Raw genomic sequence first — 17,929 nt, 5'->3', positions numbered from 1 at the left:
ATAGTATTATCTTATAACTTAGTATACACGGATTATGTCTATTTGACTATTGAAATTTATGGTTTTTTTTTCTATTTAAGCCTACATCTATGGAAATATAAAGTGTAATCCATCGTTAATGGTTGCATTTTTCATTTTTTTCCATTCTAAACTCTATACTTCTTTCTTGACTCTTCATAAAAAAAAAGATACAATTTCCTTTGTGTAAAATGAACGCAGCAGTTATACAAACTTATTCTGTATTTTATTCCTCTTTTAATAGAGGTGTAAAAGTAACTTGATCGGCTGCTCAAGCGAAATTACGTGAAAATAAAATCCAACTAAGTACGGGGTATAACTGGTTTTTGTTTTACAACAAAAAAACCAAATTTAAAGGAGGAGACTAATATGTCTCGTTATACAGGTCCATCTTGGAAAATCTCTCGCCGTCTTGGTATTTCTTTAAGCGGCACAGGTAAAGAATTAGAAAAACGCCCATACGCACCAGGTCAACACGGTCCAAACGCTCGTGGTAAAAAATCTGAGTATGGTCTACAATTAACTGAAAAGCAAAAATTACGTCATATGTATGGTATGACTGAGCGTCAATTCAAAAACCTTTACAACAAAGCTGGTAAATTACAAGGTCTACACGGTGAAAACTTCATGATCCTTCTTGAAACTCGCCTTGACAACTTAGTTTACCGTTTAGGTTTAGCTCGCACTCGTCGTGCAGCTCGTCAATTAGTTAACCACGGCCACATCTTAGTAGATGGCAAACGCGTTGACATCCCTTCATTCTCAGTAAAACCAGGTCAAACGATTTCTCTACGCGAAAAATCTCAAAACCTAGTTGCTGTTAACGAAGCAATCGAAGTAAACAACTTCGTACCAGAATACTTAACATTCGACGCTGACAAAAAAGAAGGTACTTTCGTACGTCTTCCAGAGCGCTCTGAATTATCAGCTGAAATCAGCGAACAATTAATCGTTGAGTACTACTCTCGTTAATATTTTCGAGAATCAAAAGCACTCAATCAAAACTCCCAAACCTTGTACATCAAGTGTTTGGGAGTTTTTTGTTTTATCGAAGTAGTCAAAAACACTCAATTTTACTCATTCTTTTGGGGGATGAGTTGGGGAACATTCAACAATAACACTCGATTCCCTTTAGAATTTCGTTTTATTTTTGTGGGGGATGTACAAAAAGTCAGTCGTATCAAGCTGGGGGACATTTGGGGAAGGCAATAAATTAAAAGAATGCACTGGCGAGTGCACTATACATATCATATTTTTATTACATACAACACAATAATGTTAATGTAAAATTTTAACTATGAAAGGAGATATTTAAACATGAAAAAATTAATTTACATCGGTGCATTATCTACTCTATTATTAGCAGCATGCGGAGAGGAAGAGGCTACACCTAAAGAGGAAATACTTATTGATGACACTACAGATTCAAATACACCAACTCTAGACGAAAATGAACTAAAAGACTACGCTAGCAATATTACTGGAAGTACATTCATAAAAAGTATCTCATTAGCCGATAACTACAGCGTTATTGAATTCTATAATAACTTTGAGGAATATAAAAATGATAATCCTGATAGCCTTTTAAAAGAAGATGACTATAAGGGATATTTTGAAACTGGAGATGCAATAGAAAAAATCCTTGTTATCGAAAACGTTCGTTTATTACGTCAATTCCCTGCGTTAACTGGCGCTAAAATGACTTTACCATTTGAAGGGAAAACATATTCAATTGATATGGATAGAGCCTCAGTTAATGACTATTTAGGTTTCAAAGTTGAAGATTTAAAAACCGAAGACGATTCTTGGAATAGCAAATTCGTAGATCCTATCGGTTATGATAACAAAAAAAGAAAAGCATTCATTGAGAAATTTGGCACATCAAATTAAAATATAAAGACAAGCCTCCCACTTACATGTAGGAGGCTTTTATTTTTTTATACCATTTGGTATTTAATATTCAATTTTGCCAACACTTAAAATATCCAAGAAGTGAACTTTATACATATCACCCCACTTGTTTTGTATATGTATCAACTTGGTGTTAGCATCCATTTTTGTGACTATGCCTTTTAAGGGTTCATCCTTTTTATAGATAGTGAAAACTTTATACTGCTTTTCTTCCATTGCTTCACTTAGTACATTTGCGATTTCTTCAAGTTCAAATTCGTCACGGTCTAAGTGTTTAGGTTCTTTCTTTTTTGTCTCATTTTTAACCATGTTTACCTCTCCCTCTCAAAAAGAACATTTGTTTGTAACTATATTAGAACATTAGTTCTTTTTTGTAAATGAAAAAATGCCATCCACTGGTTATTGTGGATAGCATCAATCTTCACGCTTTCTCTCTTTGTCTGTGTAAAATCCGGATGGCGTTGTATCCATACTGCGCTTTTATCTCCTTTAGTATATCTTCGTCTGTCATTGGGATTACATCATTTTTACCGAAAAATAACGCAGCATTTCCTTCAACTTCGTACTGATCTACGCAAAACATGAACTCAACTAATACGATACATTTATCAAGCAAATTACCACTCCTTTTCCAGTTATACACACATAGTTCTATGTAATCACACAAAACCCTTTCAAAATGCCTAAATTTAAATTTCAGCACAAATCATTGACAAAATAAAAAAAGAGAGCGATTGCTCGCCCTCTTCATCAAATGTTCAAATGAATAGCTTTATCTTTTTTTATTATCAAAAATAGAGGATTATTGTTATGGAAAACAAAATTATAAATGGTTAAAGTTACTAATATAGGTTAATAAATGAAATTAATCTCAACTAATTTATTTGAAAAGAGGAGGATACATAAGTGATTAATTTATTCAAAAAAAGTTTTATCTATTTAACATTAATGTTATTGGTAATAGTCTCTGTTAATGTAGAAAGTGCTGTTGCTGCAGAGGTTGATTATGAGGAAGGAGTAGCTAATTTTAATAATACTCCTGAAAACAGCGCAATAATAGGGAGTCAAATATTAAAGCCTGAAATTGGTTGGAAAAGATATGATACAATTTTTTCAAAAGAGAAATTTATAGTTAATCCTACACGTAAAGAAAGTACAAAATTTTATTATGATTCCACGGTAACTTTCAATTTTTATGGATCTAAGTTTAGAATTATAGCAGCTATTTATTTTACAAGAAGTAATAGTATTGAAGTAAGTATAGATGGTAAGGTAGTTGATATTTTTTCTGAGGATATCAGCGGCCTAGGTAAAAATACGGGACAGAGATTAGTTTACGAAAAAAATAATTTACCCCTTGGAACACATGTTATACAGTTAAGAAACCTAGACGCAAGCGGATTATTTGAAATTGATGCAATTGACGTTGATGGTAAATTATTAGCTCCAGATGATGTTCCAAATGCTGAATCCATTACACTAGATAGAAGCGCATTAGAATTACTAGAAGGTAGTCAAGATAAGTTAACTGCTACAGTTTCTCCAGATACCGCAAATGTAAAATGGTCATCTAGCGATGAATCAATTGCAACTGTAGATCAAAATGGTAATGTAACAGCTATTCGTGAAGGCGAAGTAATTATTACTGCTAAGGTCGAAAACACAGAACTAATTGCAACTGCTACAGTTATTGTAAAGAAACCGGTTAGTGAATCATCGAGTGCTATTCTTAGTATTACCTTAGTAAACGGCATAACAAAAGAATATGATGTTACTAATACAGTTTTAAATAATTACTTAAATTGGTTTGAAACTGCTCAAGGCACTTCAACATTCAAGTTTACAAAAACTATTTCACCATATAAAAAAGTAACAGAATATATCGTACATGACAAAATAGCATCGTTTGAAGTTAGAGAGTATTAATTAAATATCCTAATAAATACAAAAAGCCCGCTACCAATTAGGTAACGGGCTTGTACTTATTTATTTTGTGTTACGGATGGTGTAAATTAATGCATAGCTTGCTAATTCATCGTCAGTGTAAGAATCGACCTTACTTGTGTGATCAGAAGTGAAAACACCTTCCTTATAAGCACCAGCAATTAGTTTCTTCAGTTTATCGCGATTTGAATGCAACTCTTTTTGAGCAGTTGCATTAAGAGTTAATTCTCCTGAAATTGCTACCTTTTTAGGATTCTTCAATTTATCTAATTCAACTTGAATTCGATTTTTAAAGGAATCCCAACGATCTTCCGCTAAAATTCGGTGTGGACAATATTTACCGGACCAATCTTGATGCTTCTTGATACGGTCAATTCTCCATCCGTACTGGTAAAGTAACTTCGCGATATATTGCACGGCATTTTCTTCAGCTTGTTTATAGCATTCGCCACCTGATTTACTATAACAAATTTCAATACCAATTGACTTTCGGTTTCCTGTACCATTAGCACCATCACCGCAATGCCAAGCATTACGATTAAATGGGATGCACTGAATCACTTCTTTGTCATCGATGGCGACATGATAACTCACTTGGTTGTCATTTCGATTATGGTATGCAACCTCATTTGCTGCTGGAGCATCATTAGCTGTGTTATGCACAGTAATAAATTGAGGCTTCATTGAGTATGGACTTTTCAACTTGTGCTTGCTTGATGATAAAAATACTTGTTTAAATGCGTAACTCACTTCACTTCTACCTCCTCATTCAGACCCGTTTTCTCTCTAACAACCTTCAATAAATTCTTTATGAATGGAGGCATTGGCGCCCCCATCTTAACTCCGTTTTCAGTGATACTAATAAACTCAATAGCAATATAAGCAAAGGCTGCACCATCACCGATATAGCCTCCAAAAATATCGAAATCTACATAATGACCAGCTGTAAATTCAAGTGCATACACCATACCAATTAACACTAAAATGTACATCTTTCGCGCAAACCCTGTTAACCCTACTCGGCTGTTTAATTCCTTGTTAATCCCTGCAGCTACTAGCCCTGTAATGTAATCTGCAAGCATAAATAAAATGAGGATGGACACTGCCACCCCCACTAGATTAAACATATAAGAAACAATTGCTCCTGCGATTCCTGTAATGAATGCAATTTTATTTTCCATACCCTTGCTCCTTTTCACCATAAAAAATAGCACTGCTCGGTACAGTGCGTTGCTCATACATATCTGCGATTTAATAAAATTAAAATTTACTCAATAAAAAAGCATACAGAAGGCCTAATATTATAAATATGAAAGCGTAAATTAAATTGTATTCTATAGCTAGTTTTCTTTTTAATTTACTATATTCTTCTGCTTCTTTAAATAATTCAACCTTTTTAAGATACATTTCAGCGTATGTGAATGCTTCAATTTCCGTTGGATAGTAATAATATCTAAAAAAATAGAATATTTTCAAATATAGCCCACGATTAAACCATTTTGTGTCATCTTGATATTGTTTTGCATGACATAATTCGTGAGCTAAAGTAGCAACGGAATCTTTTATTATGCAAACTACCCCTGTGTTTTTATATTCATCAGGGATACCTTGATATAGAAATGCACCATTTGGATTTTTACCTAAAATTCTTGTACCGTATTCTTCGATAAAGTCTTTTGCATCTGTTCCATAGAAAATTTTGGGTTTTATTTTAATTTTTAAGTCTTCAATTATTAATTGTTCGTATTTTTTACAGGAACTATACTTTTTAACCATGTGTTATCCACCTCTTCACTTTATTTTCGTTTTAAAAAAAAGAAGGTATATAACAATTTTTTGACCATAAAAAATAACGCATGCTACCAGCTGTGTCTTACTAAATTTCTGCTATTTGATTATTTTTGAAGTTACTAAGCATTTTGAAATAAGAACCCCTTTAGATACCCTTGCCGTATTTCACTTGGAAGTAACCTTACGATTTTGTTTTGATCATCATAAATACTAATCAATAACTTTTGCTTACAATCGGAACATCTCCAAGTTCTTCTATCAATCTCGAGCTTCTGATACCACTATCGACAATTATTACAACAATATTTTTTGTCAAAATGACCTACTGCAAACTCAATACTTATGACCAACAAAAACCACTCCTTTATATTACCAATGATATATAATGAAATGTTTTCTTTCAACCATTTTTTACCACAAAAAAAAAAAAAAAAACAACACTAACTACTGCTGCGTTTCAAAATCTTGCTTTGTTATTTCCTTATACTGCTCTGGAGTGATCTCTCCAAATGGATTAGCTTCTGTTTTTACTGCAATACGTAATTGTTCTGCAGTTACCCATTTTGAGATAAAAGCGATTTGCCAAAATTCCATCATTCTCCACCTACTTTCATCGAAATCATATCAAGTTTTAACTGTGTAAGCTGCGAACCAAGATTGTTAATAAGAATGTCCTTTTGAATGCTTTTTACTTTCTCCTTTGCTAATTGTTCACCTAATGACTCAATCTGTTCTTTCGCTGTGGGTATGGTACCTACTTTTTCAAGTTCACCTAAATCACCATTGGGTAATCTTCTGCGTCTCAGCATTATTCAAGCACCCCCGAAATCAAATGAATTTTATGATTGATATTAATATCAGTACGAGTTGTAGATAGCTTCAAAATGATATTATTTTTTGGTTCCAAAGCTTCATAGTAAAATTCATCTTCCACAATACCATTGCTCACTGGTGCTGGTTCTGATTCCGTAGGCGTTAAAGAGACATATTGCTCTTGTTCACCTTGTAATGTCATGGACAATTCCACAGACAAATTATCTAAGTCTACATCACGCTGAATCCATAATAAAACGCCTTTTGCAGATCCTTTCGGTGGCTCGATTTTATACCGAGCTACAGATTGCAAAATAGGCGTTTTTACTTCGTTTTTATTTAATTTTATTGTCTTGCTGACTTTAAAGTTATAACTATCTGTAAGCTCAACTACGATTGTATTTTGACCAACTACTAACTGCGTAAGTGTGATGTCAAAAGCCCATCGCCCATCCACAACCTCGAGTGCAATGCTATTACCGCCATTTACTCTGTATGCAGCTGTAACGGGATTACCTTCTGGATCGCTCGCCGTGCCACTGATAGTGAATTTATCCCTATCGATAATACCGTTTGGTTGTACAGTATCGACAGTTAGGATTGGAGGACGATTTGGTACTACATAAAATGTACGCTCTGTAATAATTGATTGACCACCATCGCCATCGACTGCCCAAACCTTTAATTTGTGAGGAATACCGTCAAGTAAAACTCCTGAAATCTCTGTTTCACCATCGTATAATTTTCCTCGACTAAATTTTAATAGCTTATTAAATGGAATTGGTGCGCTACTCAATCCAATACCTAATACAATACGTGAATCATTGTTAATTTGAGCATAAACCGTAACCGATTGATTCGCATTTACATCCGAAGCTGCACCAGTAATATTGAACGTATCATTTTCGTAAAGCGTCATATTAGATGTTGGCGATGATACCGAGACAGTAGGTGCTGTATTTGTAACAGTTAAGGTAAATGCTTGTGTTGCTGTGTACTGTCCGTCCGTTGCATCTACAGTAATCCAGGTACTACCTATTTCTTTACCTGTTAAAGTTAAAATGGAACCCGAAATACTAGCAGTAGCAACACCTGGTTGACTCGATGATACGGCATATGATAAAGCATCCAAATCAACATCACTAAAATAGTTTGCAAGGTTTAACGTAATGATCGCATCTTTTTTTGTACTTTGAGCTGGAATAGTGGAACCTATTGGTCCTGTATTAGTCACACTTACTGTAAAAATAGTTGGACTGCTCACAATGCCATCACTTGCATACACTGTAATCGTTGCTGTACCTTTCGATATACCTGTTACCGTTAGATTATTTCCACTTACCACTACATTCGCAATTCCCGTATTCGATGAAGATGCTGAAAACGTCAATGCATTTCCATCTGCATCATATACGTGATTTGGTAAATAAACAGAAGCTGACGTATTTTTACGAACTGACTGATTAGGAATTGTACTCCATTGTGGAGCGCTGTTTAATAATTCTCGTTCGATAACAATAGTGACCGATTGAACATTCGCATCGATTACTGTTTCCGGTCCTGTTGTATTAGCTCCCACGCCGGCCGATAATTGTGTACTACTAATAACATGATGCCCTATTGCCCATTCATACCCTTGAATTGTAAAGCGGTAACGGTAACGGCTAAAATCTAAATCATATGTTGCATTTGATAAATGTTGAATGTATACATGGTGCGTTTGCCCCGCTACGGAACTAAAGCCGACACTTAGTATGACTCGGTTGTTATTCGCGTCGTATAACACGGTAAATACCTTTCGTAACCCTGGGTACCCGAAACCTATTGGTAGTGTTTTATGTTGCGTCCATGCCATACTAAACCACCTCCACTAGCTGTACGTTATAAGTTTGCCAATCACCGATACCCATTACTGCATTTAATGTATCAATAGCAACGTTACTACGAGCTACTTTAGCCCCTTTTTTATAACCATTTGTAAGAGCTTGTACCGTAATCGTGTCTGCACCAATCGCTGTAATCAGTACATCCTCGCTCGATACATCGTCAAAAACAGTCACTTGCGTAAACGCTACAAAGCCGGACACGCTCGCTACTGGCAATACCGTTGTACCTGCTGTTACAGCTGATGTTATGTCTGTAAACGTTGTGTCTAAAGTAATTTTATTTGTGTTGCCGTCCAGCATATCAGCAAAAGTACCGCTGTTGCCCGGCACACGGCCATCCAACTCCATTTGTACACGCATACGTTCTAGCTGGCGATACATTTCAATTAAAAATTGATAAGCATTCCAAATACCCCATTCAAAGTTATTAGCATATTCCGACATATATGGTGTACCTTCCTCAATAACCTCACCTGTTACAGGATCCTCTACATCATCATGCCATTGTGTGCGTTCATATGGATTCTGCCTAAAATTGAATGAGATTTCACCGTTCATTAATTTACGCATTTACTTTCACTTCCTTCGCTTCGAGCTGTAGAGGGAATGCGATAACATAACCCTGTGCTCCTTTCTGATAATTCATCATTTTTACATACAACTCTCGTCCGTAAGTATCGACTAACGCTGCCCGAGTGACTAAACCCTGTTCTGTCGATAATTTCACATATTTTCGTAAACCATGCTTTGTACTTGTATGATAGATTTCTTTATCATGTACCACACCGTCTATCGTTACTTTTGCACCGGCAACCATGGTACTTAAAAACTGTTGGACTAAATCCATCATCAATGGTTGTATCTCATTCATTTTCTCCCACCTCTCGCTCGGAATCGACCACAAATACGCGTGTTGGTGCTAAAGCCATGTATGCCATCTGTGACACTGATAATTTCTTTTCCTAACGCCCCATGCGTTGTTGTTGTTTTAAAACGACCGCAAATTTTATAGTTTAACTGCCATGCATATGTGCCGGCATGTAATAATAAAAATTCATTCAGTTCATTTAAGAAGATATAAATACCTACACCTGCTGTCTTAATTCGCTTGATTAAAGTATCCGGAATCGTTTCAGCAGATGCACGGATATTGAGTAATAATGTAGCTGGCTCGAACTCTCTCCAACCTTCCTCAAACCCGATAAAGTCAGCACCCATATAGGTATCCATAATCTGATTCATGATGTCAATATCACCCTCGGAAAGATTGAGAATGCATTGAATTTTAATCATTTTGCGATATTCCTCATCATTCCAGCTACCGCGAGAAATGCCTTCATCCTTACCTAATCGATCTAGCCCGTATCCTTCTGCTTGATCCACATCCCAATACTTTAAAATCGTCTGCTGTATAGCAAGGTTCTCCGCACCATTTTCAGCAATAATTTTCAGGAGCTTATAGTTATTACTATCTTCTGCACGTGTAAATTGGCGTGGCATACGCTCTAATAATGTTTGTAATCGTTGACTAGACAAGGCTCAACACCTCAATTTTGGATTCGTCTGTTTCGGCAACTTCAGGAAATGCGATGGCTACATTATGAGGTTCAAACGTTATTCCATCTGTAGAAAACTCTACTCTAACGTCCTCTATACCATCTATGGATAAAACACGAGCCTCAGCTTTGGCACAGACAACATCTTCACTCATCCCCACACCATGATAAAGCGTGCCACTATAAGTACCTCCGATGTATTTTACTACTTGACCAATTACCAAACTGTCACCGTTTAACGGATATTGACTACTCTTTTTAACATGTACTTTTACATAAACAACAACGGTTGTGGCTCTTGTAAAGCCAATTTCATGCGTAATGCCACGAGTATCTGTAAAAGTGTATACAGTAGAGCCATACGCGCGAATACCGCCACCTTTTTTACGGAAAATAGCCATTGCCACATCCTCATCTAACCCGCCTAAAACAACCGTTTCAACACTATGAGGTGGTCGCCCTTCAGCATCTTCAACATTGGTATCATTTTCAATTGCAATAGCAGCACGAACCCCCGCTACCTCATCAAGTACATTCGCTTCTATGGATTCCACACGACGCGCACCGACTTTCCCAAGCGAATCATAATAACGATCTTGCAGTTCTGCATCTGTTTCTTCATCTTGACCATTAAAAAAAGCATCTAGATTCGTTACCGAATTGATGCCACTTTGTGGGTTTACAATTATACTTATATCTCCTGGTTCTACATTGCCTATTGCGCCATATTCAAGGGCTTCAACATCTACACGATAGTTGCCATCTTCCACCGCATCTATAGCCTCTAAAGCTTTAAAATACACGTTGTATTTCGTCCGAAACAAATCACCTAGATTGATCTTTGCGCCTTTGTCTAAATTGACAATAACCTCACCAGTAGCTTTGATCCATCGTTTTTTTGTAATAAGTGCCCGTTTTACATTTGCTTCGAGCGTTGCGCCTTCCGACGTATCAACAAAACGAGCATTATATACCATTTCAAGTTGTTCGTTATCTTCCGCCCGTTGTTGGGCCTGCAAATGAATAAATTTTCCTAGTGGTGTGCGATCTGATAAATCGGCATCATCACCGAATAATTCTCTTGCTTGTTCTTCAATAACAGGTAGATAATCTGCTGTACGCAAACGTTTAAATCCCTGCTTGGTTAACAATAACCTCCCCTCCTATCTCATGCCCTTCTGTGGTACGTGCTCTAAAATTAATTGTAAGGTGGCGCTTAATGCGATTAAATTCATACTCAACATTTAAAACCTCCGCAACACGTGGTTCCTGATATAAACAATCATGCATAGCTTGCACCACTTGCTTTTTATTGGGTATCTTCTGTTCAATAACGGCTCTGCGAAAACCATGATTGTCATTAAATATCCATTCCCCCACCGCTGTACGTAACAAGTGCTTCAAATTCTGTATAAGCTGCTCATCACCATGTACTAACTCATTTAGTACCCAGTCGCCATCGTCATTATATTTAAAAGTATGCATAGTAATCTCCTAACTGGCTAACCAGAAAAAACATCAGGACTAGCTTCAACAATTTTCCCGCTACCTCCTGGATAAATCACGGTATCATCAAGACGAGCAATTTTTTTACCGTTTACAAAAACAGTCTCACTACTAGCAACAATCCAACCCACACCGCAATGAGGACAATTGTGCGTTACCATATCACCATCACGTGCTTGTTTTAAGCTATTTGTGAAAGTATTTGGACTTCCTTGCACTATCGGTCCACTAACACCATGAGGACAACAAGGTTCGTTATGACTACAAACTCCTACATGCCTATCCGTTACTCTAGCTACTGCTTTTTCCATAGGTACCTCCCTTTATGGATTGAAATGTATTGTTGGTGCAATCGCTGTAATCTGATTATCAGATTCAATAAAAATATGGCCATCTGGCTGTATTCGAATTTTATTGTTAAATTTTTTATCAGCGATCAAAATGTCTTCTGGATATAAATTGTCAAGTGGCTTCGTAAAGTAATTCACTCCACCAATAATAAGTGCATCATTAGCACTAAAAGAACGACTAGCAGCCTTGCCGCCACCGAACATCAATGGGTCAATATCAGCCTGTGAACAAACTACTAACACAATGTCACCTTTTTTATAAGGGACTTGAATAACAAATTGCGCTGTTTGATGGAATGCCATTGGAACATCTAAAATCGGTGTGGCTTCTGGATCATTTAATGGCAATACATCCGCTTTATACAGGTTCATATCTACTTCAAGCACTTCACAAATCAAGCATGTATTCACGTTCATTAAACTTTCTTCAATTGTTTCTCCAACAAATTGCGTCATGGATGTTTTTTTCACACTGGCACAACCTCACATTCTGTGTAATATTCCTGGCCGGATGTATCACCCTTATGCTCACCTTTGGAGACACGGAAAACACCACTCACTTTTTTAGATGTCAATTTAATAATGACATCTGTGGTCACACGATGATTCAACAATAGTTTTAATTTATAGCCCTTGATTTTTTTCTTGTCATTCTTCAACTTAGAACCCTTTTCATCTTTTATTTCTTCTTCTATTTCCTCTGGCTCATCGATGAGTCCTGTTTCTTTTGAAATATTCAGTCCTAAGTTGTCACCTTTTACACGATCACGTACATACATACGCCCTTTATTGATATGTAGCTTTGCCTCACAGTCTTTTGCGAGTTCGGCTACTAGCGTTTTAATTTTGCCATTCAACACCTTGCCTGAACGATAGATAAAATCAACAGGTAAATCAATATCACCTATGGCAAGACCAGCATCACGGGCTAGTTCTCGGAAAATCAATGATGCTGGTGTATTCCGTCCATACGTCCTCTTAATGACCGTCTTTGTATAGTCCAAGCTACAATCAATACACTTAAAGGTGGTAATCTTATCGAGTCCTTCCCACTTTGTTTCCCTTTTCTTTAAAGTACCACTAAAAATAACGCCATTGTCATCGACATAACCAGCGCTTAAAATAGCTACTTGGTTAGTGATAATGGCGTTAATCGTATCATCTTTCAGATTGTACACTTGGATATCAATTGTATCGACTTTCTCATCTTCACCGAAAGGAACGCTAAATTTAATTGTTAATGGATCTGTTATTTCTCGACCACTAACTAAAAAAGCTGTTTTTCGCATGTACAGATTACTCATTCGCATCACCTACATATAAAAAGACCGTTTCATTCAAGTTGTCGAAAGTAATTCTTTCTGCAACGCCTGCACGGTCTTTAGGAATTATTTTTACTTTAGGTAATTCAATATTTACTCGATTCCGGAATAACGGATGGTTTAGGATTAGCTTTTCCCCGATTATAAGTGCTCCACCATTTTTAAATAAATCAACGGTAAAAAAATCATACGATTGATTGTAGTTAACTTCAAATTCAAATATTTCACCCGCTAATTCAATTTCAAAAGCGTAAGGGATTTCATTTTTATCAATATCGATATAATGATTCATTTACGTCCCTCCAATCCTGCCCATCCATTATTCTTTTGCACTGATTTTGGTGGTGTTGTATATCTTGTTTTATTCGTTTTTGATGTCGCCGTAGGAGTCTTTTTCGTCTGTTGACGCCCTTTGTTAGTAACAGCTTTAGTCTGCTGTTTAATTGGTACTGAAACACTTACGAATTTAGCAACATTAGCTACTTTTATTTGCTTTAATGTGATTGTAAATGCGTAACCATTTTTTATGGATGACGAATAATCACGAGCAAAATTTGTAATAACAACATTTTTTAATGCAGTCATGTAGTCATACTCAATGATCTCCCCCTTTTCACGATATTCACGTAATTTCAAAACCTTTTCCTCTGTATCATCTAAAATGACACCTTTCAAGGTAATGGTGATAGGATCCGCTTTCACATGGTCCGTAATTTGCTCCCCATCTTCTAAGGCATGATCAGTTGTTGTAGACGATTCAGGCATGGATACATCTGTAATCACATCAATGAGGACATCTTTAATGTATGGCACCCTACCACCTCCTAAATTACTTGTAAATTATCATCCAAAATATCACTTAGAGCTTCATTTACTGCACGTTTAATATCCTGCGCTTTATCCGATGCTGCATGAATAGTGATATAGACAGTATTATGGTTTGCCTTTGCAGGTATTGCATTATTCTGTGATTGAACTGTTACTTGTGGTTGAGATGAGCTAAGATTTACCTCGGGTTTTCCGCCACTTCCTTGACGTAAAATACCTGCACTCCGTAACAAGTTGGATTGACCCGCTGTTAAGACTGCTTCGTTTTTATGCAATTCTGCCGTATAGCCATCAAAAGGCACACGTTCAAGTCCTGTTGCATGTGAACCATCTACTTTACTAGCAACCCAGCTAGTGGCACTACCAATCATACCTCCAATAGACGACATCCATTTAGGTACTTTAAAATTCGAAATTGAACTTTTGAAGTTATCCCACTTCTGTCCAATCGATTCAAACCAACCGATAGCTGGTTGTACGAAATCAGAAACAGATTGCTTAATTCCTGCAAATTTTTCTGTAGTAGCTGACCATAATTCACTAGCTTTAGCTTTCACGGTATCCCAATTTTGGTAAAGTAGTATCCCTGCTGCTATGACAGCTCCAATACCAACCGCTATCCAAGTCAATGGACTCGCTAGCATGGCCGTATTTAATCCTAGTTGTGCTGCGGCTGCTGCTAGACCTGCTGTACGATATACAGTTAGTGCTGTACTAACAGCGGAAATACCTGCTGACGCCGTAGTCAATATACTAAATGCTGCAAATCCTCCCACGATACCAGCTGTAATTGCAATGATGGTATCACCATTGTCTACAACCCAAGTTAGCCCGACAATCGCTCCATCTAACACTGTACTAATACCTGTTAATGCCATGTTTAATGCATTAGAACCCTCTCCTGATGCAAAGATTCCTGCTACTTCTGTTTTAAATTCACGAAAAGCAGACGTCATATTAGTACCGAAATTATCTAGTGCCGTTGAAGTTGCTTGCTCTGCAGCTCCCTCGAATTCACGAGTAGCATTTTTTGCTTCAGTCATACCAAGTACAACTTCGTCTGATAAATCCTCCCACTGAGTTTTAAATAAAGCAACACCGATTTCGTTTCGTTTCACTTCATCATCAATGGCCGCAAGTCCTGCTAATGTGGCATAAAAAGCTTGATTGGCTGAATCCCCACCGGAAGCAATTGCACTCGCCATATGATCTGCATCTAACCCTATATCTTTGAACGCTTCAGACGTCGATTTTGAACCATCTATCGCTGAAATACCAAATTCCTTTACTGCATCCCCCACTTTATCAAGGTTCCAAGCGCCTTCTGAACCTATCAAGATATTCGCAAATTCTTGAGCCGATAAGCCCATATCAGCAAAATAGGGAGAATATTCTTTAAAGGTATCTAATAAATCACCCGCATAGTCACCTGTTTCCTTGAAAGATACAGTTAAAATATCTAATGCCGCACTTTCAGATAGTCCATCAAAATTAGACGTCATATTTTTAACTGTCCAGACAACATTATCTGTACTTTCTCCCCATAAATCACTCATGGTAATAGCATTTTTACTGAAAGATTCCAGTTCGCTACCCTCTAAGCCTTGAAGGGCATTTTGTATCCTAACAATATCATCTGAAACAGTCGTTAAATCTGTCCCGACACCTGCATTAAAAACATTTTCAATAGTCGATTGAACACTTTCTAATTCTGCCCCCGTTAGTGCTGTTTTTGCTTCCATTCGTGACATAGCCGTATCATATTCCGTAACAAGAGCACCAATCCCTGCCGCAACACTGGTTACAGATGCACCAATTGCAGTCCATGCTCCAACACCTATCGTTTGAACAGAACTAAAGCTTTGGGCTGTTGTAGAGGTTGCCGTATTAACTTGGTTAGTCCCTTGCGTTACATTCCCAAGACCCACCCCAATATTATTTAAAGAATTGGTACCTACACGACTTACCGAACGAAAATTATTACTTGTACCATCTAATTGTCGCCCTAAGCCAGCTATCCGGTTCTCGACACTATCCATTGCTCGATCAAGATTATTAATTGCTCTGGATGCATTATCTTCAAAATAAATGCCCACATACATGTCACGCATACGGCTCATTTAATCGCCCCCATTACCTTTAAAGCGGCTAGCGCCTCAATAATGGAATCATTATCCCAAGACATCACTTCCTGTGGATCTAGACTGTATTCTTTCGCTACTACATATGGCCATAAATTCTTTTTAACCTTATTGATATATTTTGTAGGGATGGATTGCACCTCTACAAATTTAATTTTTTTATTGTCCTGCTCGAAGAAATCGGAATGCCTCGTTCGATACCTCTTCAAGCTCAGTCCATGTATCAAACTCATCCATTGTCAAACCTGCCGGAGTTACTACCACATGTTCTAGCATAAGTGGTATCATTTTATGATTTAAAACTTTCCCTTGTGGTCCAGTACCTTCATCAATGATTTCAGCAGTTTTGCTGTTCATCACCGTTTGAAATGTGTATTTGTTACCCGCTTTCGATGTAAATTCTTTTGTTTTTGGTGTATATGCCATAATAATTAATCCTCCTTATAATATGCCGCTAAAATAACCCACTCCATGCCTTCTGTTTCTTCCGCTCGGCTGAAAGGGGGCATCTTTTGTATACGGCAATCTTCGCCTGTGATTCGTTGATTTGTGGACGTATCATGAATTAAAAAATCGAATGATTCCCCACTTTTGTATAAAGATTTTAAAACTGAATTAGAGCTAGATGATGGTTTTAATAAGAGTGTTAAAGTACCTGTTTCATTATTGGACTCGTTATACGTGACACCTCCATCAGCCCCCACCGTTTGTGTCCATTTATCCTCATTTGGCTCCGCGGAAATAGCATCTCCATCTGCATAACCAGTAATAATATTGCTAGCAACAACAACTTGTGTATTTTTAAAATTGTGTACTGCCATTTACTGTCCTCCTTACAGTGTTAACACACCATTGATTTGTACCTTTTCCACGCCTCCTGCAATAACAAGACGGAAATTAATATCTGGTAGGATACGTTGAGCGATTGTATTTTTGGGTATATCTTTACGACGTGGAAACGTAATTTGATAATCTGGTTCACCGTTATCATCTTCTGCAATAATCCCTTGTCGATAGGCTGATTTAAAGCGTGTATCCATTACAGCTACGATTAGGGCTATACCAGCGTCTGTGTAAGGAATTTTCTTTACCGTCGCTAGCTTTTGGAATACATCTTCACGCAAGCGAGCACGTAAGAAATAATCCGCTTGAATCACGTCTAAATATTCCCCACCTATTGCTTTTCCGGATGCATTAATTAACCATCCCATTTCGTTAATACAGGTCGTTGCATTGTTTGCAATAACGGTGTTTATTTCCGCATTGGATAACTTAGCAGCACCAACACCGTTGATTTGCTTATGACTAAATACATAAGAACCAATAACCTGTGGAGCACCATAAGCAATTAATCCCTCAGCGTGATATGAATGCTCATCGTCATGTACTGACACTAGTACATTTTCGTATTTACCTTTTAGTTCTTCTGTTAATGCAATATTTTTTGTCGTGACACCGTAAATTTTTTCTTGTGTCGAAATCCACTCACACAACGCTTTAATTTCTGCATCGCCGCTTTCTACAGATACAAGATAAAACCAATCATTATTTGTTTTCACAAGATCATTTAATGCGGCAGGCAAAGCTGTCACATCATCAGTACCAGATATATAAGAAGTTCCGTAACAAGCTAGTTCTCGTATTTTTGGTGACTGGCCAAACATACGTGTAGCTAATTTGTACTCACGAGTTGTTTCTGCAAAATCCTCTGCTACTTCTGAAATGTCTGTATAAATCTTGTAATCTAAATCCTTATGTGTTGCGAGCATCAGGGGCAAACCAAAGCCCTTTTCTGCAACTGGCTTTGTCTCACGTGTAATATTGACCTCTACATAACGTGATTTATCGGATGCAACCATGACA

General features: G+C 37.1%; 25 protein-coding genes. 3 read left to right on the top strand and 22 right to left on the bottom strand.

Annotated elements, in window-relative coordinates:
- Nucleotides 1–387: 387 nt before the first annotated feature.
- Complete coding sequence (rpsD, locus tag AAGS61_RS06055) at nucleotides 388–990, top strand: 30S ribosomal protein S4 (RefSeq protein ID WP_391368763.1); 603 nt, start codon at nucleotides 388–390, stop codon at nucleotides 988–990.
- A gap of 345 nt (nucleotides 991–1,335) precedes the next feature.
- Nucleotides 1,336–1,908 carry a hypothetical protein gene (locus AAGS61_RS06050; RefSeq protein WP_391368760.1) on the top strand — a complete coding sequence of 191 codons (573 nt, stop codon included), beginning with the start codon at nucleotides 1,336–1,338 and terminating at the stop codon, nucleotides 1,906–1,908.
- 63 nt (nucleotides 1,909–1,971) lie between these two features.
- On the opposite strand, the gene AAGS61_RS06045 is transcribed toward AAGS61_RS06050, so the two are convergent.
- Complete coding sequence (locus AAGS61_RS06045) at nucleotides 1,972–2,238, bottom strand: YolD-like family protein (RefSeq protein WP_391368757.1); 267 nt, start codon at nucleotides 2,236–2,238, stop codon at nucleotides 1,972–1,974.
- Between the two features lie 112 nt (nucleotides 2,239–2,350).
- Nucleotides 2,351–2,545: a hypothetical protein gene (locus tag AAGS61_RS06040; protein ID WP_391368754.1), complete on the bottom strand. Its 195-nt coding sequence runs from the start codon at nucleotides 2,543–2,545 to the stop codon at nucleotides 2,351–2,353.
- A 290-nt stretch (nucleotides 2,546–2,835) separates the two neighbouring features.
- On the opposite strand from AAGS61_RS06040, the gene AAGS61_RS06035 reads away from it, so the two are divergent.
- The gene (locus tag AAGS61_RS06035) at nucleotides 2,836–3,855 is read left to right on the top strand and encodes an Ig-like domain-containing protein (RefSeq protein WP_391368751.1); all 1,020 of its coding nucleotides are present in this window, start codon (nucleotides 2,836–2,838) and stop codon (nucleotides 3,853–3,855) included.
- Between the two features lie 60 nt (nucleotides 3,856–3,915).
- Here AAGS61_RS06035 and AAGS61_RS06030 read toward each other — a convergent pair whose 3' ends face one another.
- From AAGS61_RS06030 to AAGS61_RS05935, 20 genes are all read right to left on the bottom strand, one after another.
- Complete coding sequence (locus tag AAGS61_RS06030; protein ID WP_391368748.1) at nucleotides 3,916–4,623, bottom strand: peptidoglycan recognition protein family protein; 708 nt, start codon at nucleotides 4,621–4,623, stop codon at nucleotides 3,916–3,918.
- A complete protein-coding gene (locus AAGS61_RS06025) occupies nucleotides 4,620–5,054 on the bottom strand; it encodes a phage holin family protein (RefSeq protein WP_391368746.1) in 435 nt (144 codons plus the stop codon). The genes AAGS61_RS06030 and AAGS61_RS06025 overlap by 4 nt, the downstream gene beginning before the upstream one ends.
- A 79-nt stretch (nucleotides 5,055–5,133) precedes the next feature.
- A complete protein-coding gene (locus tag AAGS61_RS06020; protein ID WP_391368743.1) occupies nucleotides 5,134–5,649 on the bottom strand; it encodes a hypothetical protein in 516 nt (171 codons plus the stop codon).
- 459 nt (nucleotides 5,650–6,108) lie between these two features.
- Entirely contained in the window at nucleotides 6,109–6,258 is a 150-nt protein-coding gene (locus AAGS61_RS06015; protein ID WP_391368741.1) for an XkdX family protein, read from the bottom strand.
- Nucleotides 6,258–6,473, bottom strand: coding sequence for a hypothetical protein (locus AAGS61_RS06010; protein ID WP_391368739.1), 216 nt, complete (start codon nucleotides 6,471–6,473; stop codon nucleotides 6,258–6,260). The genes AAGS61_RS06015 and AAGS61_RS06010 overlap by 1 nt, the downstream gene beginning before the upstream one ends.
- Nucleotides 6,473–8,332 (bottom strand): hypothetical protein, encoded by a 1,860-nt coding sequence (locus AAGS61_RS06005; RefSeq protein ID WP_391368736.1) that lies wholly within the window; start codon nucleotides 8,330–8,332, stop codon nucleotides 6,473–6,475. Before AAGS61_RS06005 ends, AAGS61_RS06010 begins: the two co-directional genes overlap by 1 nt.
- Nucleotide 8,333: 1 nt before the next feature.
- Nucleotides 8,334–8,933 (bottom strand): hypothetical protein, encoded by a 600-nt coding sequence (locus AAGS61_RS06000; RefSeq protein WP_391368734.1) that lies wholly within the window; start codon nucleotides 8,931–8,933, stop codon nucleotides 8,334–8,336.
- Complete coding sequence (locus tag AAGS61_RS05995) at nucleotides 8,926–9,234, bottom strand: hypothetical protein (protein WP_391368731.1); 309 nt, start codon at nucleotides 9,232–9,234, stop codon at nucleotides 8,926–8,928. Before AAGS61_RS05995 ends, AAGS61_RS06000 begins: the two co-directional genes overlap by 8 nt.
- On the bottom strand, nucleotides 9,231–9,899 hold the full coding sequence (locus tag AAGS61_RS05990) for a hypothetical protein (RefSeq protein ID WP_391368729.1): 669 nt from the start codon (nucleotides 9,897–9,899) through the stop codon (nucleotides 9,231–9,233). Before AAGS61_RS05990 ends, AAGS61_RS05995 begins: the two co-directional genes overlap by 4 nt.
- Complete coding sequence (locus AAGS61_RS05985; protein WP_391368727.1) at nucleotides 9,892–11,070, bottom strand: baseplate J/gp47 family protein; 1,179 nt, start codon at nucleotides 11,068–11,070, stop codon at nucleotides 9,892–9,894. Before AAGS61_RS05985 ends, AAGS61_RS05990 begins: the two co-directional genes overlap by 8 nt.
- The gene (locus AAGS61_RS05980) at nucleotides 11,048–11,404 is read right to left on the bottom strand and encodes a hypothetical protein (protein WP_391368724.1); all 357 of its coding nucleotides are present in this window, start codon (nucleotides 11,402–11,404) and stop codon (nucleotides 11,048–11,050) included. Before AAGS61_RS05980 ends, AAGS61_RS05985 begins: the two co-directional genes overlap by 23 nt.
- Before the next feature lie 17 nt (nucleotides 11,405–11,421).
- Nucleotides 11,422–11,736, bottom strand: a complete 315-nt coding sequence (locus tag AAGS61_RS05975) for a PAAR domain-containing protein (protein WP_391368721.1) — start codon at nucleotides 11,734–11,736, stop codon at nucleotides 11,422–11,424.
- A 12-nt stretch (nucleotides 11,737–11,748) separates the two neighbouring features.
- Nucleotides 11,749–12,246, bottom strand: a complete 498-nt coding sequence (locus AAGS61_RS05970) for a Gp138 family membrane-puncturing spike protein (protein ID WP_391368718.1) — start codon at nucleotides 12,244–12,246, stop codon at nucleotides 11,749–11,751.
- Nucleotides 12,243–13,064, bottom strand: coding sequence for a phage protein (locus AAGS61_RS05965; protein WP_391368715.1), 822 nt, complete (start codon nucleotides 13,062–13,064; stop codon nucleotides 12,243–12,245). Before AAGS61_RS05965 ends, AAGS61_RS05970 begins: the two co-directional genes overlap by 4 nt.
- Before the next feature lie 7 nt (nucleotides 13,065–13,071).
- Nucleotides 13,072–13,389 carry a phage baseplate plug family protein gene (locus AAGS61_RS05960; RefSeq protein ID WP_391368712.1) on the bottom strand — a complete coding sequence of 106 codons (318 nt, stop codon included), beginning with the start codon at nucleotides 13,387–13,389 and terminating at the stop codon, nucleotides 13,072–13,074.
- A complete protein-coding gene (locus AAGS61_RS05955; RefSeq protein ID WP_391368709.1) occupies nucleotides 13,386–13,910 on the bottom strand; it encodes a phage baseplate protein in 525 nt (174 codons plus the stop codon). Before AAGS61_RS05955 ends, AAGS61_RS05960 begins: the two co-directional genes overlap by 4 nt.
- Before the next feature lie 11 nt (nucleotides 13,911–13,921).
- Nucleotides 13,922–16,045: a phage tail tape measure protein gene (locus AAGS61_RS05950; protein WP_391368706.1), complete on the bottom strand. Its 2,124-nt coding sequence runs from the start codon at nucleotides 16,043–16,045 to the stop codon at nucleotides 13,922–13,924.
- Between the two features lie 180 nt (nucleotides 16,046–16,225).
- On the bottom strand, nucleotides 16,226–16,492 hold the full coding sequence (locus AAGS61_RS05945) for a hypothetical protein (RefSeq protein ID WP_391368704.1): 267 nt from the start codon (nucleotides 16,490–16,492) through the stop codon (nucleotides 16,226–16,228).
- Between the two features lie 5 nt (nucleotides 16,493–16,497).
- Nucleotides 16,498–16,887, bottom strand: a complete 390-nt coding sequence (locus tag AAGS61_RS05940; protein WP_391368701.1) for a phage structural protein — start codon at nucleotides 16,885–16,887, stop codon at nucleotides 16,498–16,500.
- A gap of 12 nt (nucleotides 16,888–16,899) precedes the next feature.
- Nucleotides 16,900–17,925, bottom strand: coding sequence for a DUF3383 family protein (locus AAGS61_RS05935; protein WP_391368698.1), 1,026 nt, complete (start codon nucleotides 17,923–17,925; stop codon nucleotides 16,900–16,902).
- Between the last annotated feature and the right edge of the window lie 4 nt (nucleotides 17,926–17,929).

This window comes from Lysinibacillus sp. KU-BSD001 (assembly GCF_042920265.1).
In the GTDB taxonomy this organism is placed as follows: Bacteria; Bacillota; Bacilli; order Bacillales_A; family Planococcaceae; genus Lysinibacillus_B.
Note: the sequence above shows the minus strand (reverse complement) of the source record. Positions and strands in the feature narration are given on the sequence as shown.